This window comes from Flavobacteriales bacterium, from assembly GCA_021739695.1.
Taxonomy (GTDB): domain Bacteria; phylum Bacteroidota; class Bacteroidia; order UBA10329; family UBA10329; genus UBA10329.
Map to the genome: position 1 here is coordinate 141701 of JAIPBM010000003.1, position 22502 is coordinate 164202.

General features: G+C 43.3%; 16 protein-coding genes. 9 read left to right on the forward strand and 7 right to left on the reverse strand.

What is annotated here, in order from left to right; genetic code table 11:
- Positions 1-69 precede the first annotated feature (69 nt).
- From K9J17_02870 to K9J17_02890, 5 genes are all read left to right on the forward strand, one after another.
- Positions 70-870, forward strand: a complete 801-nt coding sequence (locus K9J17_02870) for a DUF2797 domain-containing protein (protein ID MCF8275652.1) — start codon at positions 70-72, stop codon at positions 868-870.
- Between the two features lie 115 nt (positions 871-985).
- Positions 986-5776, forward strand: coding sequence for a PKD domain-containing protein (locus K9J17_02875; GenBank protein ID MCF8275653.1), 4791 nt, complete (start codon positions 986-988; stop codon positions 5774-5776).
- Between the two features lie 22 nt (positions 5777-5798).
- Positions 5799-7823 (forward strand): gliding motility-associated C-terminal domain-containing protein, encoded by a 2025-nt coding sequence (locus K9J17_02880; protein MCF8275654.1) that lies wholly within the window; start codon positions 5799-5801, stop codon positions 7821-7823.
- Positions 7824-7855: 32 nt separating this feature from the next.
- Positions 7856-9340, forward strand: a complete 1485-nt coding sequence (locus K9J17_02885) for a PorP/SprF family type IX secretion system membrane protein (GenBank protein ID MCF8275655.1) — start codon at positions 7856-7858, stop codon at positions 9338-9340.
- Positions 9341-9372: 32 nt separating this feature from the next.
- Complete coding sequence (locus K9J17_02890) at positions 9373-9852, forward strand: DUF4442 domain-containing protein (protein ID MCF8275656.1); 480 nt, start codon at positions 9373-9375, stop codon at positions 9850-9852.
- Here the strand turns inward: K9J17_02890 and K9J17_02895 are convergent, their stop codons facing one another.
- The 3 genes from K9J17_02895 to K9J17_02905 are packed head-to-tail and all read right to left on the reverse strand — an operon-like array spanning position 9853 to position 11152.
- Positions 9853-10254, reverse strand: coding sequence for a hypothetical protein (locus K9J17_02895; protein ID MCF8275657.1), 402 nt, complete (start codon positions 10252-10254; stop codon positions 9853-9855).
- Positions 10255-10260: 6 nt separating this feature from the next.
- A complete protein-coding gene (locus tag K9J17_02900; protein ID MCF8275658.1) occupies positions 10261-10767 on the reverse strand; it encodes a tetratricopeptide repeat protein in 507 nt (168 codons plus the stop codon).
- Position 10768: 1 nt separating this feature from the next.
- Positions 10769-11152, reverse strand: a complete 384-nt coding sequence (locus K9J17_02905) for a hypothetical protein (protein MCF8275659.1) — start codon at positions 11150-11152, stop codon at positions 10769-10771.
- Positions 11153-11302: 150 nt separating this feature from the next.
- Between K9J17_02905 and K9J17_02910 the strand changes: the two genes are divergently transcribed.
- Positions 11303-12841, forward strand: a complete 1539-nt coding sequence (locus tag K9J17_02910; GenBank protein MCF8275660.1) for a hypothetical protein — start codon at positions 11303-11305, stop codon at positions 12839-12841.
- Positions 12842-13789 (forward strand): fatty acid desaturase family protein, encoded by a 948-nt coding sequence (locus tag K9J17_02915; GenBank protein ID MCF8275661.1) that lies wholly within the window; start codon positions 12842-12844, stop codon positions 13787-13789.
- 1 nt (position 13790) lies between these two features.
- On the opposite strand, the gene K9J17_02920 is transcribed toward K9J17_02915, so the two are convergent.
- The 4 genes from K9J17_02920 to glmM all read right to left on the reverse strand — a co-directional run bounded on the left by K9J17_02920 (position 13791) and on the right by glmM (position 20122).
- Positions 13791-16370 (reverse strand): TonB-dependent receptor, encoded by a 2580-nt coding sequence (locus tag K9J17_02920; GenBank protein ID MCF8275662.1) that lies wholly within the window; start codon positions 16368-16370, stop codon positions 13791-13793.
- A 79-nt stretch (positions 16371-16449) separates the two neighbouring features.
- A complete protein-coding gene (locus K9J17_02925) occupies positions 16450-17364 on the reverse strand; it encodes a T9SS type A sorting domain-containing protein (protein ID MCF8275663.1) in 915 nt (304 codons plus the stop codon).
- 144 nt (positions 17365-17508) lie between these two features.
- A complete protein-coding gene (locus K9J17_02930) occupies positions 17509-18651 on the reverse strand; it encodes a cysteine desulfurase (GenBank protein ID MCF8275664.1) in 1143 nt (380 codons plus the stop codon).
- A 79-nt stretch (positions 18652-18730) separates the two neighbouring features.
- Entirely contained in the window at positions 18731-20122 is a 1392-nt protein-coding gene (glmM, locus tag K9J17_02935; protein ID MCF8275665.1) for a phosphoglucosamine mutase, read from the reverse strand.
- Between the two features lie 169 nt (positions 20123-20291).
- Between glmM and K9J17_02940 the strand changes: the two genes are divergently transcribed.
- Both K9J17_02940 and K9J17_02945 read left to right on the forward strand, forming a co-directional pair.
- Positions 20292-21698 (forward strand): tetratricopeptide repeat protein, encoded by a 1407-nt coding sequence (locus tag K9J17_02940; protein MCF8275666.1) that lies wholly within the window; start codon positions 20292-20294, stop codon positions 21696-21698.
- Positions 21698-22501 carry a phosphosulfolactate synthase gene (locus K9J17_02945; protein MCF8275667.1) on the forward strand — a complete coding sequence of 268 codons (804 nt, stop codon included), beginning with the start codon at positions 21698-21700 and terminating at the stop codon, positions 22499-22501. Before K9J17_02940 ends, K9J17_02945 begins: the two co-directional genes overlap by 1 nt.
- The last annotated feature ends 1 nt before the right edge of the window (position 22502 follow it).

Genomic DNA, 22502 nt, shown 5'->3' on the forward strand with positions numbered 1-22502 from the left:
TTAGCTATGGATGATTTTGCGGAACAAAGGACAAAATCATCCATGTATTATCTTGACCATATTTGCAGTATGGACAATCAACTTAGCGGAAACCTATTTAAAATGCCAGCAACGTTTGGCAATCCAATAACTTACAGACTTCACCTTGGCGAAGATGAGCTTGTTCTGAATGACCTTTTAGGGAAGAAACTGTCGATTGAGTTTGGAGGTCGAATCAATTGCGTTGCCTGCGGAAGAGCAACGAAAAAGGCGTTCGGTCAAGGATTCTGCTACCCTTGCTTTTCAACTGCGCCTGAAAATGCTGAATGTATTTTGCGACCAGAACTTTGCGAAGGTCATTTAGGAAAAGGCCGTGACCCCGAATGGGAATTACAGCACCACGTTCAACCGCATTACGTTTATCTGGCGTTGAGCAGTGGATTGAAAGTGGGCATTACGCGAGAAACCCAAATTCCAACCCGTTGGATTGATCAAGGAGCTTCATCGGCCATCATTCTTGCCAAGGTTCCACATCGAAGATTATCCGGAGAGATTGAGGTTGCTTTGAAAGCGTTTTACAGCGACAAAACGAACTGGCAACGCATGCTTAAGAACGAACTCCTGGATGCTGACCTCACCCAATGTAAACGAGAAGCCAAAGCGCATCTTCCCGCTGAATTGAAGCAATACGTTTTGGATGATGACGAAATCTGGGATTTGGAATTCCCATCGTTAGATACGCCTTCGAAGGTCAAAAGCATCCGCTTAGAGAAACAACCCATTTTAGAAGGCGTCCTTACGGGAATAAAAGGGCAATACCTGATATTGGACAATATCAATGTCATCAACATCCGTAATCACGCTGGCTACTTCGTCCGTTTCTGTTTCTAAAACTTCGTTTGTCGAAAGCTTGAATAACTTGATCTATTGATTTCCGTGTTTCGTCTTCCTTTTTACTATTTTGCGCCACTTATTCCAAAGTTGTACATGTTCTGAATTCGAATTCATGAAAAGACTTTTACCTCTACTCTCCATAGCAGCAATTCTAGTATTTACTGGAGAAACTACCGCTCAAACGGCCACTTGCCAAAATTTAACTGTTCAGCTTGACGGAACGGGGAATTACAGTTTTGCTATTGGAAGTACCGCTCCGCAAGTTGACGCACAGCAACTTATTCCTGCTGGCATTCAAACTTCGGGTGGATTCGTTTATCAATCATTCACACCAACGGTTGACGGGGTTCTTCATAGCGTCAGTTTGTCTTTTTCAGCCATTCCTTCTAGTGATATTGACATAATAATACGTCAAGGTCAGGGTTTTGGTGGCTCTGCTATTGGAGCAGCACAGACCGTTACAGTTGGTGCTACGGGATTGGTGGAATATGAGCTTAACAGTATGATTGAAGTATTGGCTGGAAATGAATACACTATTGATATTCAACCACTGGTTTCTCCTGTTAGTCTTCAAAAAAACGATGGAGATCCTTATGCTGGTGGAAGAAACAGCGTTAACGCAAGCTCCGACTTCATCTTTAGCACGAAAATTCTTCGAAGACCTGACATTGACAATGGTTCTACAGCTATGGCTGGTTTAGCTTCATTCGGAGTAGACATCTCTTCGTTTAACTGCTCTAATATTGGCGCAAACACGGTTACGCTAACGGTAACTGACAACACTAGTTCTAGTACAACATGTACTTCTACAGTTACGGTAGAAGATGTTGATCTTCCTACAGCAGTTTGTAAAGACATTTCGGTAAACCTTGATGCAAACGGAGATGCAACAATTGTCGCAACCGACATTGACAATGGTAGTTCAGATAATTGCTCCATTACTTATTCCGCAGACGTAACCGCATTCAACTGTGGAGATATTGGTACAAATACAGTAACGTTGACGGTTACAGATCCTGCCAGCAACTCAGATCAATGTACATCAACCGTTACCGTAAGTGACGTAACTGATCCAACAGCAAGTTGCCAAAATTTCACGCTTGTTCTAGATGGTTCAGGAAGCGGAACCCTTCTGGTCAGCAATATCAACAATGGTTCCTCTGATAACTGTGCAATTGCCACAACATCTCTTGACCAGACTTCTTTCAACTGTGGCGATCTAGGAACAAATACGGTAACACTGACTGTAACAGATGTTAATGGCTTGGTTTCTTCCTGCACTGCAACTGTTACTGTTGCAGACAACCAAACGCCATCCATCACTTGTCCATCCGACATAGTCGAATGTGCTGCAGATGCTAGTGGCATGTTGGTGAGCTACTCAGCTGCTATTGGTTCAGATAACTGCGGTTTTACCATCACACAGACAGACGGATCTGGACTCACATCTGGAAACACATTTCCGATTGGATCAACCACTCAGGAATGGACGATCACAGATGCTGCTTTGAATGTTTCATCTTGCTCATTCACAGTTTCTGTAAACGCAACTCCAGTTGCTGATTACTCATTTTCGCCAGCATGTCTTAGTGAATCAATTTTCTTCACGGACGAATCTACAATTGATCCATCTACCAGTATCATTAGTTGGACTTGGAATATGGACGATGGTAGCGGGCCAATTACACTTGTTGACCCAACGCATGTTTTTGCCGCGCTTGGATCGTATGACGTAAGCTTACTTGTAGAAACACCTGAAGGTTGTTCCGATGTTGTTACCCAAACAGTAGATGTAACGCCAGTTCCAGTTGCAGGCTTCACCTTCGTTGAAGGTTGCGAAGGAAATGCAACTGTCTTTACCAACACATCAACCATTGCCAGTGGAACACTAACTTATGCTTGGGATTTTGGAGATACCAATACTTCAACAGATGCTTCTCCTAGCAATGTTTACGCCTTGGATGGAACTTACACGGTTACGCTCACAGTAACAAGCAATAATGGCTGCAAGGACGAGATTTCTCATTCAGTAACAGTCGATAATTCTCCAACAGCACTTTTCACCGCTTCTACAGAATGTGAAGGTTTTGCTACCGAATTCACGAATCTAAGTACAGGAGATGGCGTGCTTTCTCATTCTTGGGATTTTGGTGATGGAAACAATTCATTTGACCCAAGCCCGACACACACTTATGCATCAGCGGGAAATTACACGGTGGTTTTGAGCGTTACAAATAGTAATGGATGTGTTAATACTCACACCGTAAACGTGTTGGTAAATGCGCTTCCAACTGTCGACTTCACTTTCAGCAATGTTTGCGAAGGAAGCACAGCCTCATTTGTGAATGCATCTTCTTCCGGAACCTACACTTGGGATCTTGGCGATGGTTCAAGTTCCAGTTTAACCAATGTCAATCACGATTATACCACCTTTGGTTTTTATGACGTTACGTTGACAGTTACCGATGCCAATTTCTGTATCAATACTGGTACGCAGCAAATTGAGATCTATGATCTTCCTGATTTCACACTTACTCCAACCGATGTATTGTGCTTCGGAGAATCGACTGGAGCTATCAACACAACTCCAGTAGGAAGTCCAGCATTTCCTTGGACCTTGAGCCTGAATGGTGCCACACCAGTTTCCAACGGAAACTTCTCTAACCTTCCTGCTGGTAGTTACGATGTGACCGCTTATGATGTAAACGGATGCGAATTCACAGCGTCAACTGTTGTTTCTCAACCAAATGAAGCGCTTGGAATCAACGTAATCAGCTTCGATGACATTCTTTGCAACGGAGATAATTCTGGAGCAATTTCGGTTACTGGAACTGGCGGAACAGGGCCTTACAGCTACAGTTTAGATTCAGGCTCTCCACAAGTAAACGGAACATTCTCAGGCTTAGTAGCAGGAGTTCACGCAGTACAGATTACAGACAACAATCTTTGTGTTTTCGATACGGTAATCATACTTTCAGAACCTGCGGTATTGGTTCTTGGATCTGTGAATGCAGAAGACCTCCTTTGTAACGGAGACAACTCAGGACTTGTTGAAGTTGCAGCAACAGGTGGTGTGACGCCTTACATGTACAGTATAGATGGTGGTAGCTTCGCTAACCCGAGTACATTTAATGGCCTTGCTGCTGGGCTACACATCTTAGGCGTTTTGGATGCCAATGGTTGTACAGATACGGTGCACGTAACGCTTTCGGAGCCAGGCATTCTTCAACTTTCGATATTGGCAAGTGCTGATGCAAATTGCTTTGGAGAATCAAGCGGAAGTATTGAGACACAAGCAGCATCTGGCACAGCTCCTTATCAATACAGTTTGGATGGCGTTAGCTTCGTTGGAGGCGGAACATTTGAAGGACTTTCTGCTGGAACGTACACCATCACGGTCAGAGACGCGAATGGCTGTTTAGACAACGTGACTGAAACCATTTTCGAGCCTTCAGTACTAACTATCGAAACAAACTCTGCGCCTGTTTCTTGCTTTGGAGATGACAGCGGAATGATTGAGATCATTGCTACAGGAGGAACTCCGAATTATCAATATTCATCGAACGGAGGTGGTCTTTTTGTTCAGAATGGGGGGCAATTTACTGATGTAGTTGCTGGAACTTATCTTGCAGTGGTTCTTGATGCAAACGGCTGTTCAGCATCTGAAGGAGTAATTGTTTCGCAGCCAACATCCGTTTTTGTGATAAGTGCAAACGTGACGAATGCTGCTTGTCTTAATGAAGCTTCAGGTTCTGTTCAATTGATCGGTGCTGGTGGAACGCCTACTTACACCTACTCGAACGATAACACCACTTTCGGAACATCAACTGTTTTTGAAGGCTTTGCAGCAGGTGCTTACACGCTTTACGCCAAGGACCTTAACGGTTGTGTTGACAGCGTGAATGTGACCATCAGTCAGCCATCAACTGCTGTCTCCATCAACAATACAATTCTAAACAATCCAGCATGTCCTAATTCGCAAACAGGAACTGTAACCGTTCAGGCTGGAGGCGGAACTCCACCGTACATGTATTCTTCCAATGGCGGAGGAACGTACCAGAACGGTCAATTCCTATTTGGAGTTGGTGGCGGAAATCATTTGATCTTTGTAATGGATGACAATGGATGTACGGATTCTGATACTGTTACGTTGGTCAGTCCTCCACTTTTAGATTTTATCATCGATACGGTGATCGGTGTTCCATGCGAGAATAATTTCAGTGGCGAAATTCACGTAACTGCAGTTGGCGGAACCCCATCGTACAACTACACGCTTAACGGTGGCAGTCTTCAATCCAATGGTGATTACGTTAACCTTACAAGCGGCAACTATGTCGTAGCCATTACGGATGTTAACAGCTGTGTTCATTCTGAGAGCTTCACAATTGTGGCCGATCAGTTGCTTCCAGAGGCAGACTTCAGTTGGTCAGTGAGTGGAACTGCAGTGCTGTTCAGCAACAATTCAGATTTTGGAGATACCTACTTGTGGTCGTTTGGTGATGATTCTACCAGTACTGAAGAATCTCCAGTGCACGTATATGCAGAAGATGGTGATTACAACGTGAGCTTGACCGTCTCTAATGCCTGTGGTTCTGCGGTTGTAAGCTATAACGTGTCTACCACTGCTCTTGGCATTTCAGATTCAGAGCAAATCGCATTTGGAATTTATCCTAACCCGGCTTCTACCCTATTGTTCTTACAGTCATCGAGCACAATGAATGAAAAACTGAGCTTAGAGGTTATTTCCATTTCAGGTCAATTGATCAATTCTCTTCAGATTTCAGGCATCGATGCCAACGAAGCAATGAGCGTAGACGTCAGTAGCCTGTCTAACGGGATGTATTACCTACGAATTGTTGGGCAAGATCAGTCCAGCGTATTGAGATTTGACATTATCAAATAAGAAATAATCAAGGATGAAAAAGATGAGAATCCTATTTTCCATACTTACCCTATTGGCATTTAATGCCAATGCAACCATCGTGTCGGTTGATTACACCACCACTACTGTGTGCGAAGGATCACAAACCACCTTTGCCAATGCTTCTGTGGTTTCAGGAGGTGCACAGATCACCAATTGGAATTGGGATTTGGATGCTGATGGGCAGTTTGATGACGCTACTGGACCTAGCATCAATTTTCAGTTCAACACACCAGGTGTTTACAACGTAGGACTTCAGATCGTTACTGATATGGATGCTCCCGCAGCGGTATACAAGTTGATTACAGTAAATCCAGTTCCAACAGCTAATTTTTCTGGGCCAGATGTCTGCGAAGGTTCTGCTACCGTTCTTCAAGATCAATCAACAATTGCTTCTGGATCTGTTGTCAGCTGGGAATGGGACCTGAATAATGATGGACTATACGATGATGCTACTGGAACACTGGTTTCACACAACTTCGGCTCTGCTGGAAGCTATGTTGTTGGTCTGTTGGTCACATCAAATACCGGATGTCAATCAACCACTTCAGCCAACGTTACTGTTGACCCAATGCCAACGGTCGGATTCTCTGTTTCAGATGTTTGTTTAGGAGACTTGACTCAACTTTCAGGAATTAGCACAGTGAGCTCAGGACAGATTTCCAGCTATGCTTGGGAACTGAATGGAAACGGTTTTTATGATGATGCCACTGGGCAGAACATTTCCAACCAATTCATTACAGATGGAAACTACCAGATCGGACTTCAGGTAACATCAGACCAAGGTTGCGTGAACGATACATTCCAGTTGGTAACGATTGCTCCATTTCCCTACGTGAATTTCAGTTTCGACAATGCTTGTCAAAACACTGCTGTTCAGTTCACCAACCTTACTGGAAATGTGGTAGGCACGATTTCTTACAATTGGACATTTGGACTTGAAGGAAACTCTGTGCTTGAATCTCCTTCGTTCTCTTTTTCTGGAGCAGGTCCAGCGCAGGTTCAACTTATTGGTCTTACATCGTATGGTTGCGCAGATACGCTTGTACAGACCGTTACAGTTCATCCTACTCCAAGAGCCGATTTTTCTGCCACAGAGGTTTGCTTTGGCAATCCTACCAACTTCACCAATCTTACTGATCCTAAAGGGTCAACGATTGAAAGTTATTTCTGGGACTATTCGGATGGAAACACCGGTGCTGGACCAAATCCTTTCCACCAGTTTAACACCGCAGATAGCTTCAATGTAAGTTTGGTTGCTTACACTACAGATGGCTGTAGAGATACAATTGAGCATTACGTGCACGTTTGGGCACTTCCTACTCCTGAAATAACAGCCGATGGTCCAGTTTTCTTTTGCGAAGGCGAGAACGTTACACTTACAGTAAATCCTATAGGAACACCAACGCTTTGGAGCACAGGTGTAATCACCCAATCCATTACCGTAGATACAACAGGCGATTACAGTGTATTGATAACAGATGAGCATGGGTGTGTCGGCACTGGCTCCATCTTGGTTTACTCTTGGCTTTTGCCTGAGTTGACAATCAGTAATGATACAACGGTCAGTTTAGGAGAAGAAGTTCCGTTATGGGTTGCAGGAGCGAACTTCTATAATTGGAACCCCGAAACTTACTTGGATGATGCAACGAGCGCTACACCTATCAGTTCTCCGAAAGAAACCATCACTTACTCGGTTTTAGGAACAGATCTGAACGGATGTCAATCAACCATTGATGTCAATATCAAAGTTGACGTTGACTACAACCTGAAACCAGTGAACCTCTTTACTCCGAACGGAGATGGTGCAAACGAACGATTCTACATTGGAAACATCGAATGCTATTCTGATTGTGTTGTAAAGGTTTACAACCGATGGGGATTGGAAGTGTACTCTTCTAACGCATACCAAAACGACTGGAAAGGAACGTTCAATAACGATCCACTTCCTGACGGAACCTATTATTATGTTATTGAATGTGATGGCAAGGAAGACCGCTTTGACGGTGCCGTGACCATCTTACATTAATTAATCTTTTGACCACACGAAATCCTACTCGAATGAGAAAGATATACGTTTCACTTTTCATCCTTGGGCTTATCGCTCAAAGCTGGTCTGCAATCGCGCAGCAAACACCAATGTCGAGCCTCTACAAGGAAAACCGATTTCTGATAAATCCGGCCAACGCTGGATACAGTGATGGGCTTGTTGGTTTTGTTAACTACCGAAATCAATGGACAAACGTGCAGGGTTCGCCTACTACCGCGTTGGTGAGTTTACACACTCCGCTTGGAAAGAACACCAATATTGGAGGAAACCTGATTTACGATAAGACCAATTTTGTGTCCACGATCAATGCCATGCTTGCTTATGCGCATGACATCAAACTGGCGACCGATCATGAACTGAGTTTAGGCGTAGGTTTCGGTATCAATCACACGCAGCTTAACCTGACTGATGCAATTGTGGAAGACCCAACAGATGCGATTTTGGCCAATGGAAATGTGGGAAGCACCACGTTCGACATGAATGCTGGATTGAAGTATAGCTGGAGAAATCGTCTTGAAATTGGTGCTTCTGCCCCACACGTTTTAGAAACTGTGGCTGAGATCAGAGCCAAGGACAATTCATACAGCTACGACCTAAGTCGTCACTTTAAGTTCTATGCGGGTTATGATTTCTGGATAAAGAAAGATTGGTTAATCGCTCCTTCAGCCTTAGTGCGTTGGTTGCCTTACAAGACAAATCTGTCTTACGATGCCACAGTGAAATTCGGCTACAAGCAAATTGTTTGGACCTCATTCACTTGGAGAGCGGAAACTGGACCAGTAGCTGCGATTGGCGTTAAAATAGCTGACAAATTCATGCTTGCGTATGCGTACGATTTCACGCTCAATGGAATAGACGGTAAACCAGGAGCTCCATGGTCAAACGAGATCATGCTTGGATTCAGTCTTGATGGTTTCAAGAAGAAAATCAAGAAACTGGAAGACGATATGGCCGGAATGCAACAGGATAACGAATTGCTCAATTCTAAAATGGATTCGTTGGAAGGTGTGCTGGGTTCTAAAATGGATTCATTGGAAATTGAAGTGGATGGCGTTAAAAAACGTGTGGATCAACATGATGATGATCTAGAAAGATTGAAGCGTGAGATTGACGGACTGAACAAAGAGATTGAAGATGTAAACAGCCGAATGATCGACACTAACAAGTTGAAAGGCATGCTTCAACAGATCACTCCTTACCGACAAGAAGACGGTTCTGTGGGAATGAAAAAGGCTGAACTTGAAAGCGGTTATTATGTGGTCATCGAATCGTTCAGAAAAGTGGAGAACGCATGGAAAGCAATCGACATTTGGAAGTCGAAAGGTCGAGACGCCATCATTGTTTACAATGAAGAAAGAAAGTGGTTCTATGTTTATTCAACGAAGTTTGACAGCCTTAAACCTGCTGTGAAAGAGATGAAGAAAACACGTAAACAGGATGTGCCGGATGCGTGGGTTCACAAATACAGAATTGACGCGAAAGACCTAGAAAAGTAGTCGGTGATTCTGACTTCTAATAAAGCAGCTCGATGCTAAATCCTATTCAAAAGGCCAACCTGAGATTCAAACTGGTTGGCCTTTTTAAAATCAGATTGATCGGTTTTGTAAATGCAAAACTGGTTGAATACTCGGACGATAAAACTGTGGTCAGAATTCCGCTGAACCGGAAAACGCGTAATCATTTAGGCAGTGTCTATTTTGGGGCATTGGCAATTGGTGCCGATGTTACTGGTGCTTGGATTGCATTTGACTATTTAGCCAAGACAAAAAAGAACGTTTCAGTTGTTTTCAAAGATCTGAACGCGGAGTTCTTGAAGCGCGCAGATGGCGATGTTCATTTTACATGCCTTGATGGAAAAAAAGTACTGGCCGCATTCAATCAAACGATTGAAGACGGTGAAAGGAAAAACGTAGAAATTCAAGTTATTGCTACAGTTCCAGACAAGTATCAGGACGAAGCCGTAGCGAAATTCAATATGACTTTAAGCATGCGCTACAACGCGCGTTGATCACTTATTGTATTCCTGATTGACCTGTTCAATGCTCGGAAATACAACGCTCTCATCCCCTGCTCTTCTCCCCCACGAAAGGTACTTTCCAGTTCCAACACAGGCATAGGCTCGTAACGAATCTCCTGGCGCCATGCTCGTATGATGAAAACGCTTCCATTGCTTATTGTCTTCCTGAACGCAAATCATCACATCAATTGATTCGTCACAGGTGTTTTTGAGATACACCACGTAGCTATCCTTCCAAGCAGTACACTGAGAACATTCTTCGCCCCAAGAAGACCTATACTTCTCCAGACAATCCGTGTAACTCATCTGGTCAACTTTCTTCGTATCCGGTTTAGGATTAACAGCGAAAAAAGTAATACTGAATGCAAGCAATAAACTCGATATAAAATTCATGACGTTTTATTTACAGTGATTATTCTTCAAAATCAACTTGGCTTCTTCATTACCTAGTTTCTTAGACTTATTCCAATCGGCACACGCCTCTTTGTAAAGTCCCATTCCATTCATGGCCCAACCTCTATTGTTGTATGCTTCTTGATTATCAGGATCAAGATTCAACGCCTTGTCAAAGTCGATCAACGCACTTTTGTATTCTTCCAACTTATTGTGCGCGCTTCCACGACTTATGTAAGCGAACGGATGATTTGGATGCTTGTCAATCACAACACTGAAATCGGAAACGGCTTGATCATATTTTTTCAGAACCGAGAAACAAAATCCTCTTCTTAGATAAGCATTGTCGTTTTCAGGGTCAGCGGTTATCACCTGAGTATAAAGTGCCGATGCTTGTTCGTATTCTCCAGAAGCGAATAGATTTTCAGCTTGATTGAAAACAGCTTCTGCATCTTGAGCAATGCTCTGAAAAGCCACACAAAAAAGGAACGCACACAGGATCAACTTTCTCATTTCAATAAGTTTTAACCATTTCATTCAACATTAGTCGAAGCTTTTCTACGATTTCAAGGCCAGAAATGCCATCAGACAAACCGAAGACCAAGCGCTTTCTGTAAGTTTTTTTCTTATCCAGAACCAATACCTGATCTACACATCCATCAAGATCGGAATGACAATTGACAGAAACGGTGTTATCCGTTTCAGAAAACTTCAGTGTCGCCATGTCCAGATCAAACACATTCACTTTTTCTGTTTTAACCTGTTTGCCTTCTCGGAAACCATTAACTAACAGAATCTTCCCCTTATTACTCACGTTATATTCTTTCCCGATAGCTTCGTTAAATGCATCGATACGCGCATCGACATCTTGTCCATAACTGATGGCAGTTACGAACATCAAACTGAAAACAAGAAAAGGTAAAGGAAGGATATGCAAGTGGTAGGATTTTCTACTTTTAAGACTTTCTCAGATACAACTATCTGGCCAATGCCATTTTTGTTTAAACGACTATTACTCTTTTTACTGGTTTTTGTTTCATCAGAGCTGATGGGACAGAACTTGTCCATCCTCATTAAGTTTGAAGTGAACGGAGGAAATTTCAACGACACCAAGGTCACAATTACCGAAAACGGAAAAGTTAAAGAGGTTTTTGAGCCCGGAAAAGCCAAGATGGTTCCGGAGCTTGGTTTTGGGAATAGTTATATCGTTACGTTCGAAAAACCGGGGTACATAACTAAACGGGTAGAAATTAGCACCAAAAATGTACCAGAGGATATTCGAGAAGATGACCTGGACTTTGACTTTGCGGTAGAAATATTTGAACAGTATGAAGGCGTAAACACAGTCATCTTCAACCAGCCTGTAGCGAAGTGGTTCTACGACACACAGGAAGACGCTTTTACCTACGATACAGATTACACGAAAAGCATTCGATCTGCCCTGATCAATTTTGATAAAGAATATGAAGCTGCGAAGGAAAACAAACCTGACCCATCGGCAGAAGCTTTAAAAGCAAAACAAGCTGAGGAAGCACGATTGGCAGCAGAGGCCAAAGCAAATGCTGCAGAGGAGCAACGACTTCTTGCAGAAGCGAAGGCCGCAGAAGAAGCTAAAAAACGACAAGAACAAGAAGCGCGACTAGCTGAAGAAGCAAGAAAGAAACAAGAACAGGAACTGGCCGAAAAACAAGCGTTGAAAGAGCAAGAATTGCAAAATGCACAGGTCAAATTGGATGAGGAGCAGAAACGATCAGTACAAGAAAAACTAGATCAGGAGCAGCGAGAAGCTCAGCTCAAATCGGAAGAAGAAGCGAGAAAACAACTTGAGGCAAAAGGAGCTGAAGAAAAGCGGTTGGCGCAGGCCAAAGCTGATGAAGACAAGCGAAATTCAGAAATGCGAGCTGCAGAAGAAGCCAGACAAAAGGCTGAATCCAAAGCCGATGAAGAAGCTAAGAAACAAGAAGCTGTTAGATTGGCTGAAGAAGAACGAGCCAGAAAGAAGGCTGAGATTGAAGCCGAAATGAAGAAGGCTGAGCAAGAATCTGCTCAGGAAGCAAAACGAAGAGCACAATTAGAAAAGGAAGAGATTGAAAAACGGCAACGAGATGCCGATGCTCGAATGGCCGAAGAAGCGCGATCAGCTGCATTACAAGCTGCAGAAGCTGAGAAAAAGAGAATAACTGAAGAAGCACGACTGGCAGAGGAAACACGGCAAAAAGCGTTGCAAGACCAAGCCTACGAAGAAGAACGGAAAAAAAGAGCCCAAGCTGATTTTGAAGCAGAGCAAAGACGATTGGCACAAGCAAAGGCCGTTAGCGAATCGCAGCAGCGAGATAGGTCTGAAGCTGTAGCTAAAATGGAAGAAGAAAGAAAGAGTCTGGCCATAAAAGATGCTGGAAACGTAGTTTCTCGAACGGAAGAATTGATTGAAGAAGTGAATCGGAAGATCACACAGATAACCGTGAAGCGTGAGAATATGACCTACGTGTACAAGAAAGTGGTATATAACTGGGGCGGTGTTTACTATTTCCGTGATGACACAGACATCACCAAATTCGTATTCGAAAACGAAACCAGCGTCAAATAGATGAACGCCAACGACTATTTAAGCAAAGATGAAATACAACGCTTGCTTAAAAAATCGAACGTAAAGGCGGCATTAGAAATATTGGATACATGGTTCTGGATCTGCATTGCTTTTGCCATTTCTGGCATCTGGCCGAATCCGTTCACAATCATTGTTTCGATTTGGATCCTTGGCGGTAAGCAGCTTGCCTGCGCCATCATTATGCACGACACATCGCATCATGCGCAATTTGAAACTAAACGGGCAAACGAAATATTCGGAAACCTGTTCGGTGGCTTCCCCATATTCTTAGATGTTGCTCGTTATCGTCCCTATCATCTCTCCCACCACTCTCATACTGGAAAGGATAATGATCCAGACATTGACCTTACGAAAGGCTATCCGGCAGGAACAAAAAGTCTGATACGGAAAATCGCCAGAGACCTAACGGGACTGACTGGTTTGAAAATCCTTGTGGCACTGGTCATGATTCAATCCGAGCTATGGAGATTCAATTTAGGAGGACGAGTTGAACGGATTTCTAAATCGGAACGAAAAGGCCTTTGGCACATATTCCTGTTTTTCAAGAATATGGCCGGTCCAATAGTCGTGAACACCTTAATGTGGTTTGCGCTATGGTCAACAGGAAATGGCTGGCTTTACCTATTGTGGATCGTTGCCTATTTCACCACTTATCAGTTTTGCTTACGAATTCGATCAATTGCAGAACATAGCGTTGTTCCTGATAGAACTGATAATCATCTGAACACAAGAACAACTTACGCCAACTTCATTGAGAAAATGCTATCCGCACCGCACCATGTCAATTATCATGCTGAGCACCATTTGCTAATGACAGTTCCGAGCTACAACCTTCCGAAAATGCACAGGCTTTTAAAGGCTAGAGGATACTTCGACAAAGGCTTGCTAAAGCCGAATTACCTCGAGATAATCAAGTTAGCTGCGTAGCCTAAACTTTTACAGTGAACTGAATGGAAGCCGTTCTTGGTTGTTCCATTTTAAGTGGACGCAACGAATAAGAGCTGTTCAACAGATTGTTTACGATGAACGCAGCCTTCAGCCATCCAGAAACCTGAAAGCTGACTCGAGCATCCATCACGTAATTTCCTTTGTGTTTATCACTGATAACGTAATACGGTGGTGCTGTACCAGACGGCCAATCCTGAAGCTCCGTATCTCCGCGTTGTGTAATGATACCTGAATCAAATTGATCATGACCAGTTGCTTCCTTGACATTTGAATCAAGACTGTAAAGCACCTTATCGATATTCTTCATGTAGCTGTAATACCTGAAAGTATATCCCAAAGACCACTTTCTGTAAGTAAACTCAAGATCAAGATTGACCAAATGCTGAAAACGATACTTAAGGATTTTGGTCGAGTCTATTGATGTGCTGTAATGAGTGTGTTGCTGAACGGATCCTCCTCCAGTGGAATCTGAATAGAACACTTTTTCAGGTTCTACAGATTCAGGAATGGTGTACGTATATCCAACAATTACACTCATTCCCAATGATTTTGTGAACTGGCCACCTCCCATTACAGATGTTTCAATTCCTCGCACTCGATTCCTGCCTGTATTAAGGAACTTGAACCCAGGAAGCACATCATCCTTGGAATATCGTCCCATTACGAACTGAATGCTGTTGTTGTACTCTTGCCAGAATCCAACCAGGTCAAAATAGCCCATGAATTTTCCGATCTTGAAACCTTGCTTGAAACCTAGTTCCATGTTCCAGCTGGTTTCAGGCTTCAAATCTGGGTTTGGAAATACGCCCAAGCCACCAGAACTTGTGAGAATATACTTCTCGGCAATTGTCGGGAAACGATATCCCTGACCATACGAACCTCGAATGTAGCTCTCTCTGCCAGCCTTCCAACTTAGCCCCGTTCTAAACACAGGTCTAACAACAAATTCTGTTGTATTGATCTGAAAATACTCTCCTCTCACTCCTACCGAAACATTAACCGCTTTGAAGAACTTCTTGTCCAACTGCATGTACAGGCTGAAATTCTTGGCATTGTTTACGCCAGATGAGTCTCCTCCTACGAAAATGGCAGATTTTGATTGAGTATAGCTCCCAGATGCACCGACAATCACATTCAGGTCTTTCATTTTCTCGAACGTTCGGTGCAATTGGTATTCGCCAAAATAGACCGTGCTTTGTACAGATTGGTTGTTCGAATTGTCGCTGTGGTTGTACAATATTCTTGACCGGAAAGTGTGTTGCACGCCAATTGGCGTTACGTAATTCACAAATGGATCCAAATAAAAAGTAGTGATCTCCGTAAGCGTCATCGTACCAGGATAAGAACGATACTGTCCTGATTGGTCAAATTCTGTGGATTGCCAAACAAGCGAAAAATTCTTGCTGCTTCGCATGAAGTTCCCGTTCAATCCGTAATTCAATCCACTCACCTTCTTATTGCGATAGCGCAAATTGAAATTCAATCTTCCTCTTACCTCCCGCACCTTGTCGTTCGGAATATCAGCAACAGTATCCTTATCAGTATTGAATAGGTCCACATAACCTAAGCCAGCCAAGTCGCTAGGTGCTACAGACTTCACGGGCCTTTGCGGTCCGATGTAGCCATAATCATAGAGGAAATTTCCTCCGATCACTACGTCCAATTGTTTGATTTTTCTAGAATGCATGAAGTTCATGCCTGAAAAATTGGCCACGCCATCCCACCATTTTTTGCCGTTGGCCTTGGAAGCATCCAATCCGAAGAAGTTGGCAATTCGTTTCCCCACTGAAGCATCGTCTTCTAGAATCGCGCTTCTAAAGCCTGTGAAAATATTGACCTTGGTTAATGGCTTGTCTTTCGGAAATGCCGTTCGAACGTTAATTGCTCCACTCAAAGCAGAAGAACCATATAGTACGGATGATGCGCCTTTTATAACTTCAATCTGCTCCACATTTTCCGTAGGAATGAAGCTCCATTCTGCTTTACCGATGTCACCATTCAAAACAGGAAGATCATCAACCAGAATGGCAACCCTACTTCCTATTCCAAAACTGTAGCCACTACCACTTCTTATCTGTGGTTCTTCGTCCATGATGGTAAGACCTGGAGTTTGTTCCAACGCAGAAGTGATGTTCATGGAATTCCGGTTTTCAATAAGTTCCGGTTTGATCACATTCATAGTGACCGTAAGTTCTTCCAGCTTCTGTTCAAACCTACCCGCTGAAACCACTACCGTTCCAAGCTGTTCCACATTCATCCCGAGAATAATGTTCCTGTTCGTAATCTTACCACTCACGATAACAACCGATATCGTATCTGCTTTCATACCTGTGAACGAACAGATTACCTGATGTTTTCCTGGAGGAAGTGTGAATGAGTAATTACCATCAATGTCTGTAGATGCGCCTCTGCCTCTATCTTCCAACATCACCACATTGGCACCTATCAGTGTTTCGTCAGTGGCATCATCCGAAACCGTCCCTGATAAAGTTCCAAACTCCTGCGCAAAACCAGAGTGAACGGAAATTCCCAAAATGACGGCAAACAACAACTTCTTCATGGGCTGTGCTTTATAACTGAAAGAGGGAAATCACTTTTATTACTAAAGCGTTTCCCTCATTCAAATAAAAATTATCCTATTAAGGATTTACCAATAATTTTCCTGTTCGTACAGATGTACCATCCATAGAACTGATCTGATACAGATATACACCTGCAACTAATTTACTTAAGTCAAGAGAAGACGCTCCTGCTCCTATTCTTTTCAACATCATTCGTTTTCCCGTAATGTCCAGCAATTCGAAATTTGCTGGTTCCAACGATGAACCTTGAATATTCAATATTCCTGAAACAGGATTTGGATATACATTCCAATCATTCTCATTGGTAACAGTATTGATTCCAGTACCGAACGGATAAATGAATTGAACCGCATCTACATACATGATTGAACCAATTTCAGCTTGGCCTTGGGCGCCATCTCCCCAGCTTGAACTAAAAAACAGACTCAACTTTTCAGGTGTTCCAGTAGCCTGTGTGATCGGTGCTGAAAAACGAGTCCAAGATGAAACGGTGGTTGTAAAATTCACTCTTGTGTAAGACACCGTATCTTGGTCGTTATTGGCCAAAAACATGATCTGAGAATATGCAGAATCCTGATTTGCCGGAGCATACTTATACCACCCTACAATACTATCTGGCATGACTCCAGAAAAATCAGCTCCGCCTTCTTGCCCTCCTGAATTGGCCGAGCAGATCATCTGAGCTGTTGTAACCACACCGTTCATTACAATAGTTGGTCCTGGGCCATCAAGCGACTCTAATCTAATAGAGTGTGATCCAGAATGTGCATCAGTAGATTTGGTAACAGGAGTTACGTTCAAGATGGCCGTACACTCGTTTGCTGTGTTCCAACTTACTGGTTCATCGTATGTATTAGAGATAGGTCCATTCAATGTTTCCCAATCATCGAAGCTTGCGTTGGCTGGCTGAAATTGAGCGACAGCATTCAATATGAAAGCTGATGATATAAAAGTGAGTAATGATTTTTTCATGTCCAGTTAATGTTTGTTAACCCGTCAAAGGTAGAGATCAACCCTTGTGGACAACTTGATATTTATCCACAGGTTTTTATTGAAAACTCATACATTCCGCGCACTTCAAGCTCCATTTTGAACTCAACGCGCATTGAATTCATTTCAATTCAAGGCTTTTTGTTTCTCGAAGAGCACTTTAAGGTTCTTAACGGTCACATCAACTTCATCCTTCGTGTTGTATTTACTGAACGAGAACCGAATGGCAGGTCGTTTCTGATCGCGTACCAATGCTGCTAACACGTGCGAGCCGACATTGCTTCCTGACGAACAAGCGCTTCCACCAGAGGCTGAAATGCCCATGATATCGAGATTGAAGAGCAGCATTTCTGAAATTGGCGTATCTGGGAAACAGACGTTCAAAACCGTGTAAAGCGAATTTCCCTCAGCATCACCATTAAAACGAACGTCAGGAATGTGCTTCCGAAGCTCAGTTATCATGTACGTTTTCAATCCTTGTATGTGCTGATGATGAGCCTCCAATTCGCGATAGGCCACTTCCATGGCTTTGGCAAGTCCAACAATACCGTAGATGTTTTCGGTTCCACCGCGCATATTCCGTTCCTGCGCTCCGCCATGTATCATTGGTTTGATGCGCACATTTGAATTGATATACAGGAAACCGATTCCTTTTGGACCATGGAATTTATGAGCTGATGCCGTTATAAAATCGATATCCAAAGCAGAAAGATCAAACGCATAGTGACACATGGTCTGAACTGTATCTGAATGAAAATATGCTCCATATTTCCTGCACAACTCAGAAACTTTCTTCAGCTCTATCAGATTTCCGATCTCGTTGTTGGCATGCATCAACGAAACCAAGGTGTTCTCGCTCTCGCTAAGCAGTTGTTCCAGATCAGCAAGATCAACATGACCATTTTCGGTCAGTTTCACATAATTCACTTTCACATTATGTTCAGCTTCAGCTGCTTCTACCGAATGTAGAATTGCATGATGCTCAATTTTTGAGGTGATAATATGTTTCACTCCAAGGTCGCGGATGCTGCAAAGAATGGCCATGTTATCGGCTTCCGTTCCTCCTGAAGTGAAGAAAATCTCGGAAGGAGACACTTTCAATAAAGAGGAAACAGTTCGTCTTGCCCGTTCAATTTCCGCTCGCGCCTGTCTACCAAAACCGTGCACTGACGAAGGATTACCATAGTTCTCCTGCATCACCTTACACATGGCTTCAATCACCTCAGAATCAATCTGAGTAGTTGCCGCGTTATCAAGGTAAATTTTCATGGCTAGTTATTTTGGCTGCATAATTAGTTCCAACTAGTTACCAATGTCGCCTTTCTTTAGACAAATCAGCAATTCTTTCTCAACCTTTCATCAACTCTTTGATGTCTCCGATGATCTTATTCGCCAAGTTTTCGGCTGTGCTTTCGTTCTCACTTTCGCTATAAATACGAATGATCGGCTCTGTGTTCGATTTTCGGAGATGAACCCATTCCTTACCAAACTCGATCTTCACGCCATCAACGGTATTCACTGGTTGAGATCTATACTTCTCTGCCATTGAAACAAGAATTCCATCAACATCAGTTTCTGGCGTGAGCGATATTTTGTTCTTGGAAATGTGATAACTCGGATAAGACGCTCTAAGCTGACTAGCCGTTTTGCCCGTTTGGGCCAAATGGGTAAGGAAAAGTGCAATTCCAACAAGCGCATCTCGACCGTAATGTAGATCCGGATAAATGATGCCTCCGTTGCCCTCGCCACCAATAACCGCATTTGTTTCCTTCATCATGCTTACCACATTCACTTCGCCCACGGCACTCGCATTGTAGGTTCCACCAGCAGCTTCCGTCACATCACGTAGTGCGCGTGTTGATGAAAGATTGGAAACCGTATTTCCTTTCTTGTTTTTGAGAATGAAATCGGCCACAGCAACAAGCGTATACTCTTCTCCGAACATTTCTCCGTCCTCGCAAACCATCGCCAAACGGTCCACATCTGGATCAACCACAAAACCCACATCTGCCCCGCTCTTTTTAATGGTTGATGAAAGTTCTGTCAAATGCTCAGGAAGCGGCTCTGGATTGTGCGGAAAATGACCGTTTGGTTCAGTGAATAATTCTGTCACTTTGCTAACTCCCAAAGCGGAAAGCAGCTTTGGCAATGCTATGCCGCCTGTTGAATTGACACAATCGATGGCAACATGAAAATCTGCTTTTTTGATGGCTTCAACATCCACGAGTGGAAGATCGAGAATCATATTAATATGCCGATCGATGTAATCATCCATTTTTCGGATAGAACCAAGATTATCCACTTCAGCAAAATTGAAAGCATCGTTTTCAGCGATCTCCAGCAATTGTGTGCCGTCTTCACCAGAAATAAACTCACCTAGTTCGTTCAACAATTTCAGCGCATTCCATTGCTTCGGATTGTGACTAGCCGTAAGAATAATGCCGCCATCGGCTTTTTCAGCTGTCACGGCAACTTCCACCGTTGGTGTAGTAGAAAGTCCGAGATCGATCACGTCAATTCCGCAGCCGGTCAAGGTTCCCAGAACCAAACTACTGACCATCTCTCCGCTCAATCGCGCATCGCGCCCAACAACCACGGTCAGTTTCTTTTTACTCGAACGTTTCTTCAAGAATTCAGCGTAAGCGGAAGTGAATTTTACCACGTCCAACGGAGTCAGACCATCTCCTGTCTTTCCTCCTATTGTTCCCCGAATTCCGGATATCGATTTTATTAAGGTCATCGCTGAGTTTATTGCGCAAAAGTACCATTGCAGAAAGACCACTTCCGTGTCATTCACCTATTTTTGCCGCCCTTTTATACTTTTTTTAAACAATTGCTGTTGAAAATAAGCCGCGAACAAACGGATAGAAACGTTCAAATTATTCTTACCCTTGATAAAACCGTAGGCCATGCATTCTAACTCTGGAGACGAACAGGAAGAAGAACGACTGAACGAGTGCGTTGTGCGTTTCGAGCATATGCTTGCACACGATGATCAATACTATTTTGACGTTGCGGACCTCGAGGAGCTGATCGATCATTATATGGATAGGCTCGAGTTGGAAAAAGCGTGGAAGGTGCTTGAATTGGCTTCTAGCCAGCACCCACACAGCAGCGAATTTGAACTGAAACGGGCCGATATTCTAGGGCTGAAAGGCGATTATGAAGGCGCCATGAAATCCATTAATCTGTTAGAGGCCATTATGCCCAACAATCCGGAAATGCTGATTACCAAAGGCAGCATTTTAAGTAAACTTGGCAAGCACGAACAAGCGGTTGAGATTTACAATCGGGCATTGGAAACTGCCGAAAATCCGAGTGATGTCCGATTGTTGCTTTCCTACGAATATCAATCGCTCGGCAATCAATTGGAAGCTTTAAGCCAACTGAAGATCGGATTAATGGATTCTCCAACCGATCAAGCATTGATCTACGAGATCAGTTTCCTGTTCGATATGATGGGCGATAGCGATTCGGCCATTGAATTTTTCACAAAGTATTTGGACGAGCATCCGTATCAATACAATGCTTGGTACAACTTATCAACGTTTTATATCAAGCAAAAAGATTTTGAAAAAGCCATTTGGGCACTTGAATTCTGCTTGGCAGTAAGTGACAAACACTTGATGGCGCTACAGGAAATCGGTGATTGTTTTCTTGAAATTGAAAATTGGGATAAAGCCGAGGAACATTTCGAGGAAGTCCTGTTGCTCGATGAAGATAACGTGGATGCGCTGATCGGAATTGCCGAATGTTCTGAAGGACGAGAGGATTTCGAACTAGCTTTTGAACGCTACAAGGAAATTGCAGATTCGGATGCGTTTCATTCAGAAGCTTGGTATGGAATGGCCGTGGTGAGAGAGAAACAAGAACGCTACAGCGAGTGCTTACCGTACATAGAAAAAGCACTGGAAATTGACCCGACCGATCCTGAATATTGGAACTTTCTGGCCGATCTGAAAGAACAATCTGGTGATTACGAAGCGGCCATCGATGCATTGGAAAAAGCCAATTCCATCAGCCCTGAAGAAGAACGGTTTTGGATTTCTAAAGCAGAACTCATCTTTCATCATGTTGATCGGGAAATGGGAACTGAAGTGCTGATGGAAGCGTTGAAAATTTCTCCAGAAAATGCAGAGTTGCATTATAGACAAGCTGCTTTCCTGCTGGCTTCTGGTCAAATAGTTGAAGGTTTGAACTTTCTACAGAATGGCCTCGAACTGGATTATCACAAACACCTACTTTTGTTCGAGCAATTTCCTGAAGCCATCAACATACCACGGGTAATGGATCTCATTCAGATCTACGGTCAATAATGAATTTCGAACTAAGTAACATCCCAGAAAGAGCGTCCAAACCCAGAGAAGCTGGGTTAACCATGGTGATGGACAAAGGTTTGAGCTTGCGTGAAGCTGAAAACCTGATTGAATCCAGTGATCATCTCACCGATCTTGTCAAACTCGGTTTTGGCACTTCGCTCATTACCAAGCATCTGGCGGAGAAGATCAAACTGTACCAAGATGCGGGAATCATGGTCTATTTGGGCGGAACGCTTTTCGAGGCATTTTTGATCCGCGGCCAATTTGACGATTACCGTAAACTGCTACATAAATTAGGATTGGATACTGCTGAGGTTTCGGATGGTTCAATTGAATTGAACCACAACACGAAATGCGAGCTTATTCATGAAATGGCCAAAGATTTCAGAACACTTTCTGAGGTTGGCTCGAAGGAAGCAGGTATCATCATTCATCCAAGCAAATGGAAGAATATGATGAAAGCTGAATTGGAAGCTGGTTCGTGGAAAGTGATTGCTGAAGCACGAGAAAGTGGAAATGTTGGTATTTATCGCCCAAATGGTTCTGCTCACGTTTCACTCATCAATAAGATATTGGATGTGATTCCGAAGGACAGCATTCTTTGGGAAGCACCTATAAAGGCACAGCAAGTGTGGTTCATCAATCAGTTGGGCGCTAATGTGAACTTAGGAAACATTGCTCCAAACGAGGTAATTCCGCTCGAAACGCTTCGCTTAGGTGTACGTGGAGATACGTTCTTCAACTATCTGCCGCAAGACATCGATGTGAATAAAGTGATTGCAAAATCGAAGAAAAAATAAA

What these genes read in the sequence shown, in the direction of transcription:
- K9J17_02905 (MCF8275659.1), bottom strand. Translation starts at nt 11,152, where the DNA reads ATGTTCGTAACTGCCATCAGTTATGGACAAGATGTCGATGCGCGTATC.
- K9J17_02885 (MCF8275655.1), top strand. Translation starts at nt 7,856, where the DNA reads ATGAGAAAGATATACGTTTCACTTTTCATCCTTGGGCTTATCGCTCAA.
- K9J17_02940 (MCF8275666.1), top strand. Translation starts at nt 20,292, where the DNA reads ATGCATTCTAACTCTGGAGACGAACAGGAAGAAGAACGACTGAACGAG.
- K9J17_02880 (MCF8275654.1), top strand. Translation starts at nt 5,799, where the DNA reads ATGAGAATCCTATTTTCCATACTTACCCTATTGGCATTTAATGCCAAT.
- glmM (MCF8275665.1), bottom strand. Translation starts at nt 20,122, where the DNA reads ATGACCTTAATAAAATCGATATCCGGAATTCGGGGAACAATAGGAGGA.
- K9J17_02915 (MCF8275661.1), top strand. Translation starts at nt 12,842, where the DNA reads ATGAACGCCAACGACTATTTAAGCAAAGATGAAATACAACGCTTGCTT.
- K9J17_02875 (MCF8275653.1), top strand. Translation starts at nt 986, where the DNA reads ATGAAAAGACTTTTACCTCTACTCTCCATAGCAGCAATTCTAGTATTT.
- K9J17_02870 (MCF8275652.1), top strand. Translation starts at nt 70, where the DNA reads ATGGACAATCAACTTAGCGGAAACCTATTTAAAATGCCAGCAACGTTT.
- K9J17_02925 (MCF8275663.1), bottom strand. Translation starts at nt 17,364, where the DNA reads ATGAAAAAATCATTACTCACTTTTATATCATCAGCTTTCATATTGAAT.
- K9J17_02895 (MCF8275657.1), bottom strand. Translation starts at nt 10,254, where the DNA reads ATGAATTTTATATCGAGTTTATTGCTTGCATTCAGTATTACTTTTTTC.
- K9J17_02900 (MCF8275658.1), bottom strand. Translation starts at nt 10,767, where the DNA reads ATGAGAAAGTTGATCCTGTGTGCGTTCCTTTTTTGTGTGGCTTTTCAG.
- K9J17_02890 (MCF8275656.1), top strand. Translation starts at nt 9,373, where the DNA reads ATGCTAAATCCTATTCAAAAGGCCAACCTGAGATTCAAACTGGTTGGC.
- K9J17_02910 (MCF8275660.1), top strand. Translation starts at nt 11,303, where the DNA reads ATGGGACAGAACTTGTCCATCCTCATTAAGTTTGAAGTGAACGGAGGA.
- K9J17_02945 (MCF8275667.1), top strand. Translation starts at nt 21,698, where the DNA reads ATGAATTTCGAACTAAGTAACATCCCAGAAAGAGCGTCCAAACCCAGA.
- K9J17_02930 (MCF8275664.1), bottom strand. Translation starts at nt 18,651, where the DNA reads ATGAAAATTTACCTTGATAACGCGGCAACTACTCAGATTGATTCTGAG.
- K9J17_02920 (MCF8275662.1), bottom strand. Translation starts at nt 16,370, where the DNA reads ATGAAGAAGTTGTTGTTTGCCGTCATTTTGGGAATTTCCGTTCACTCT.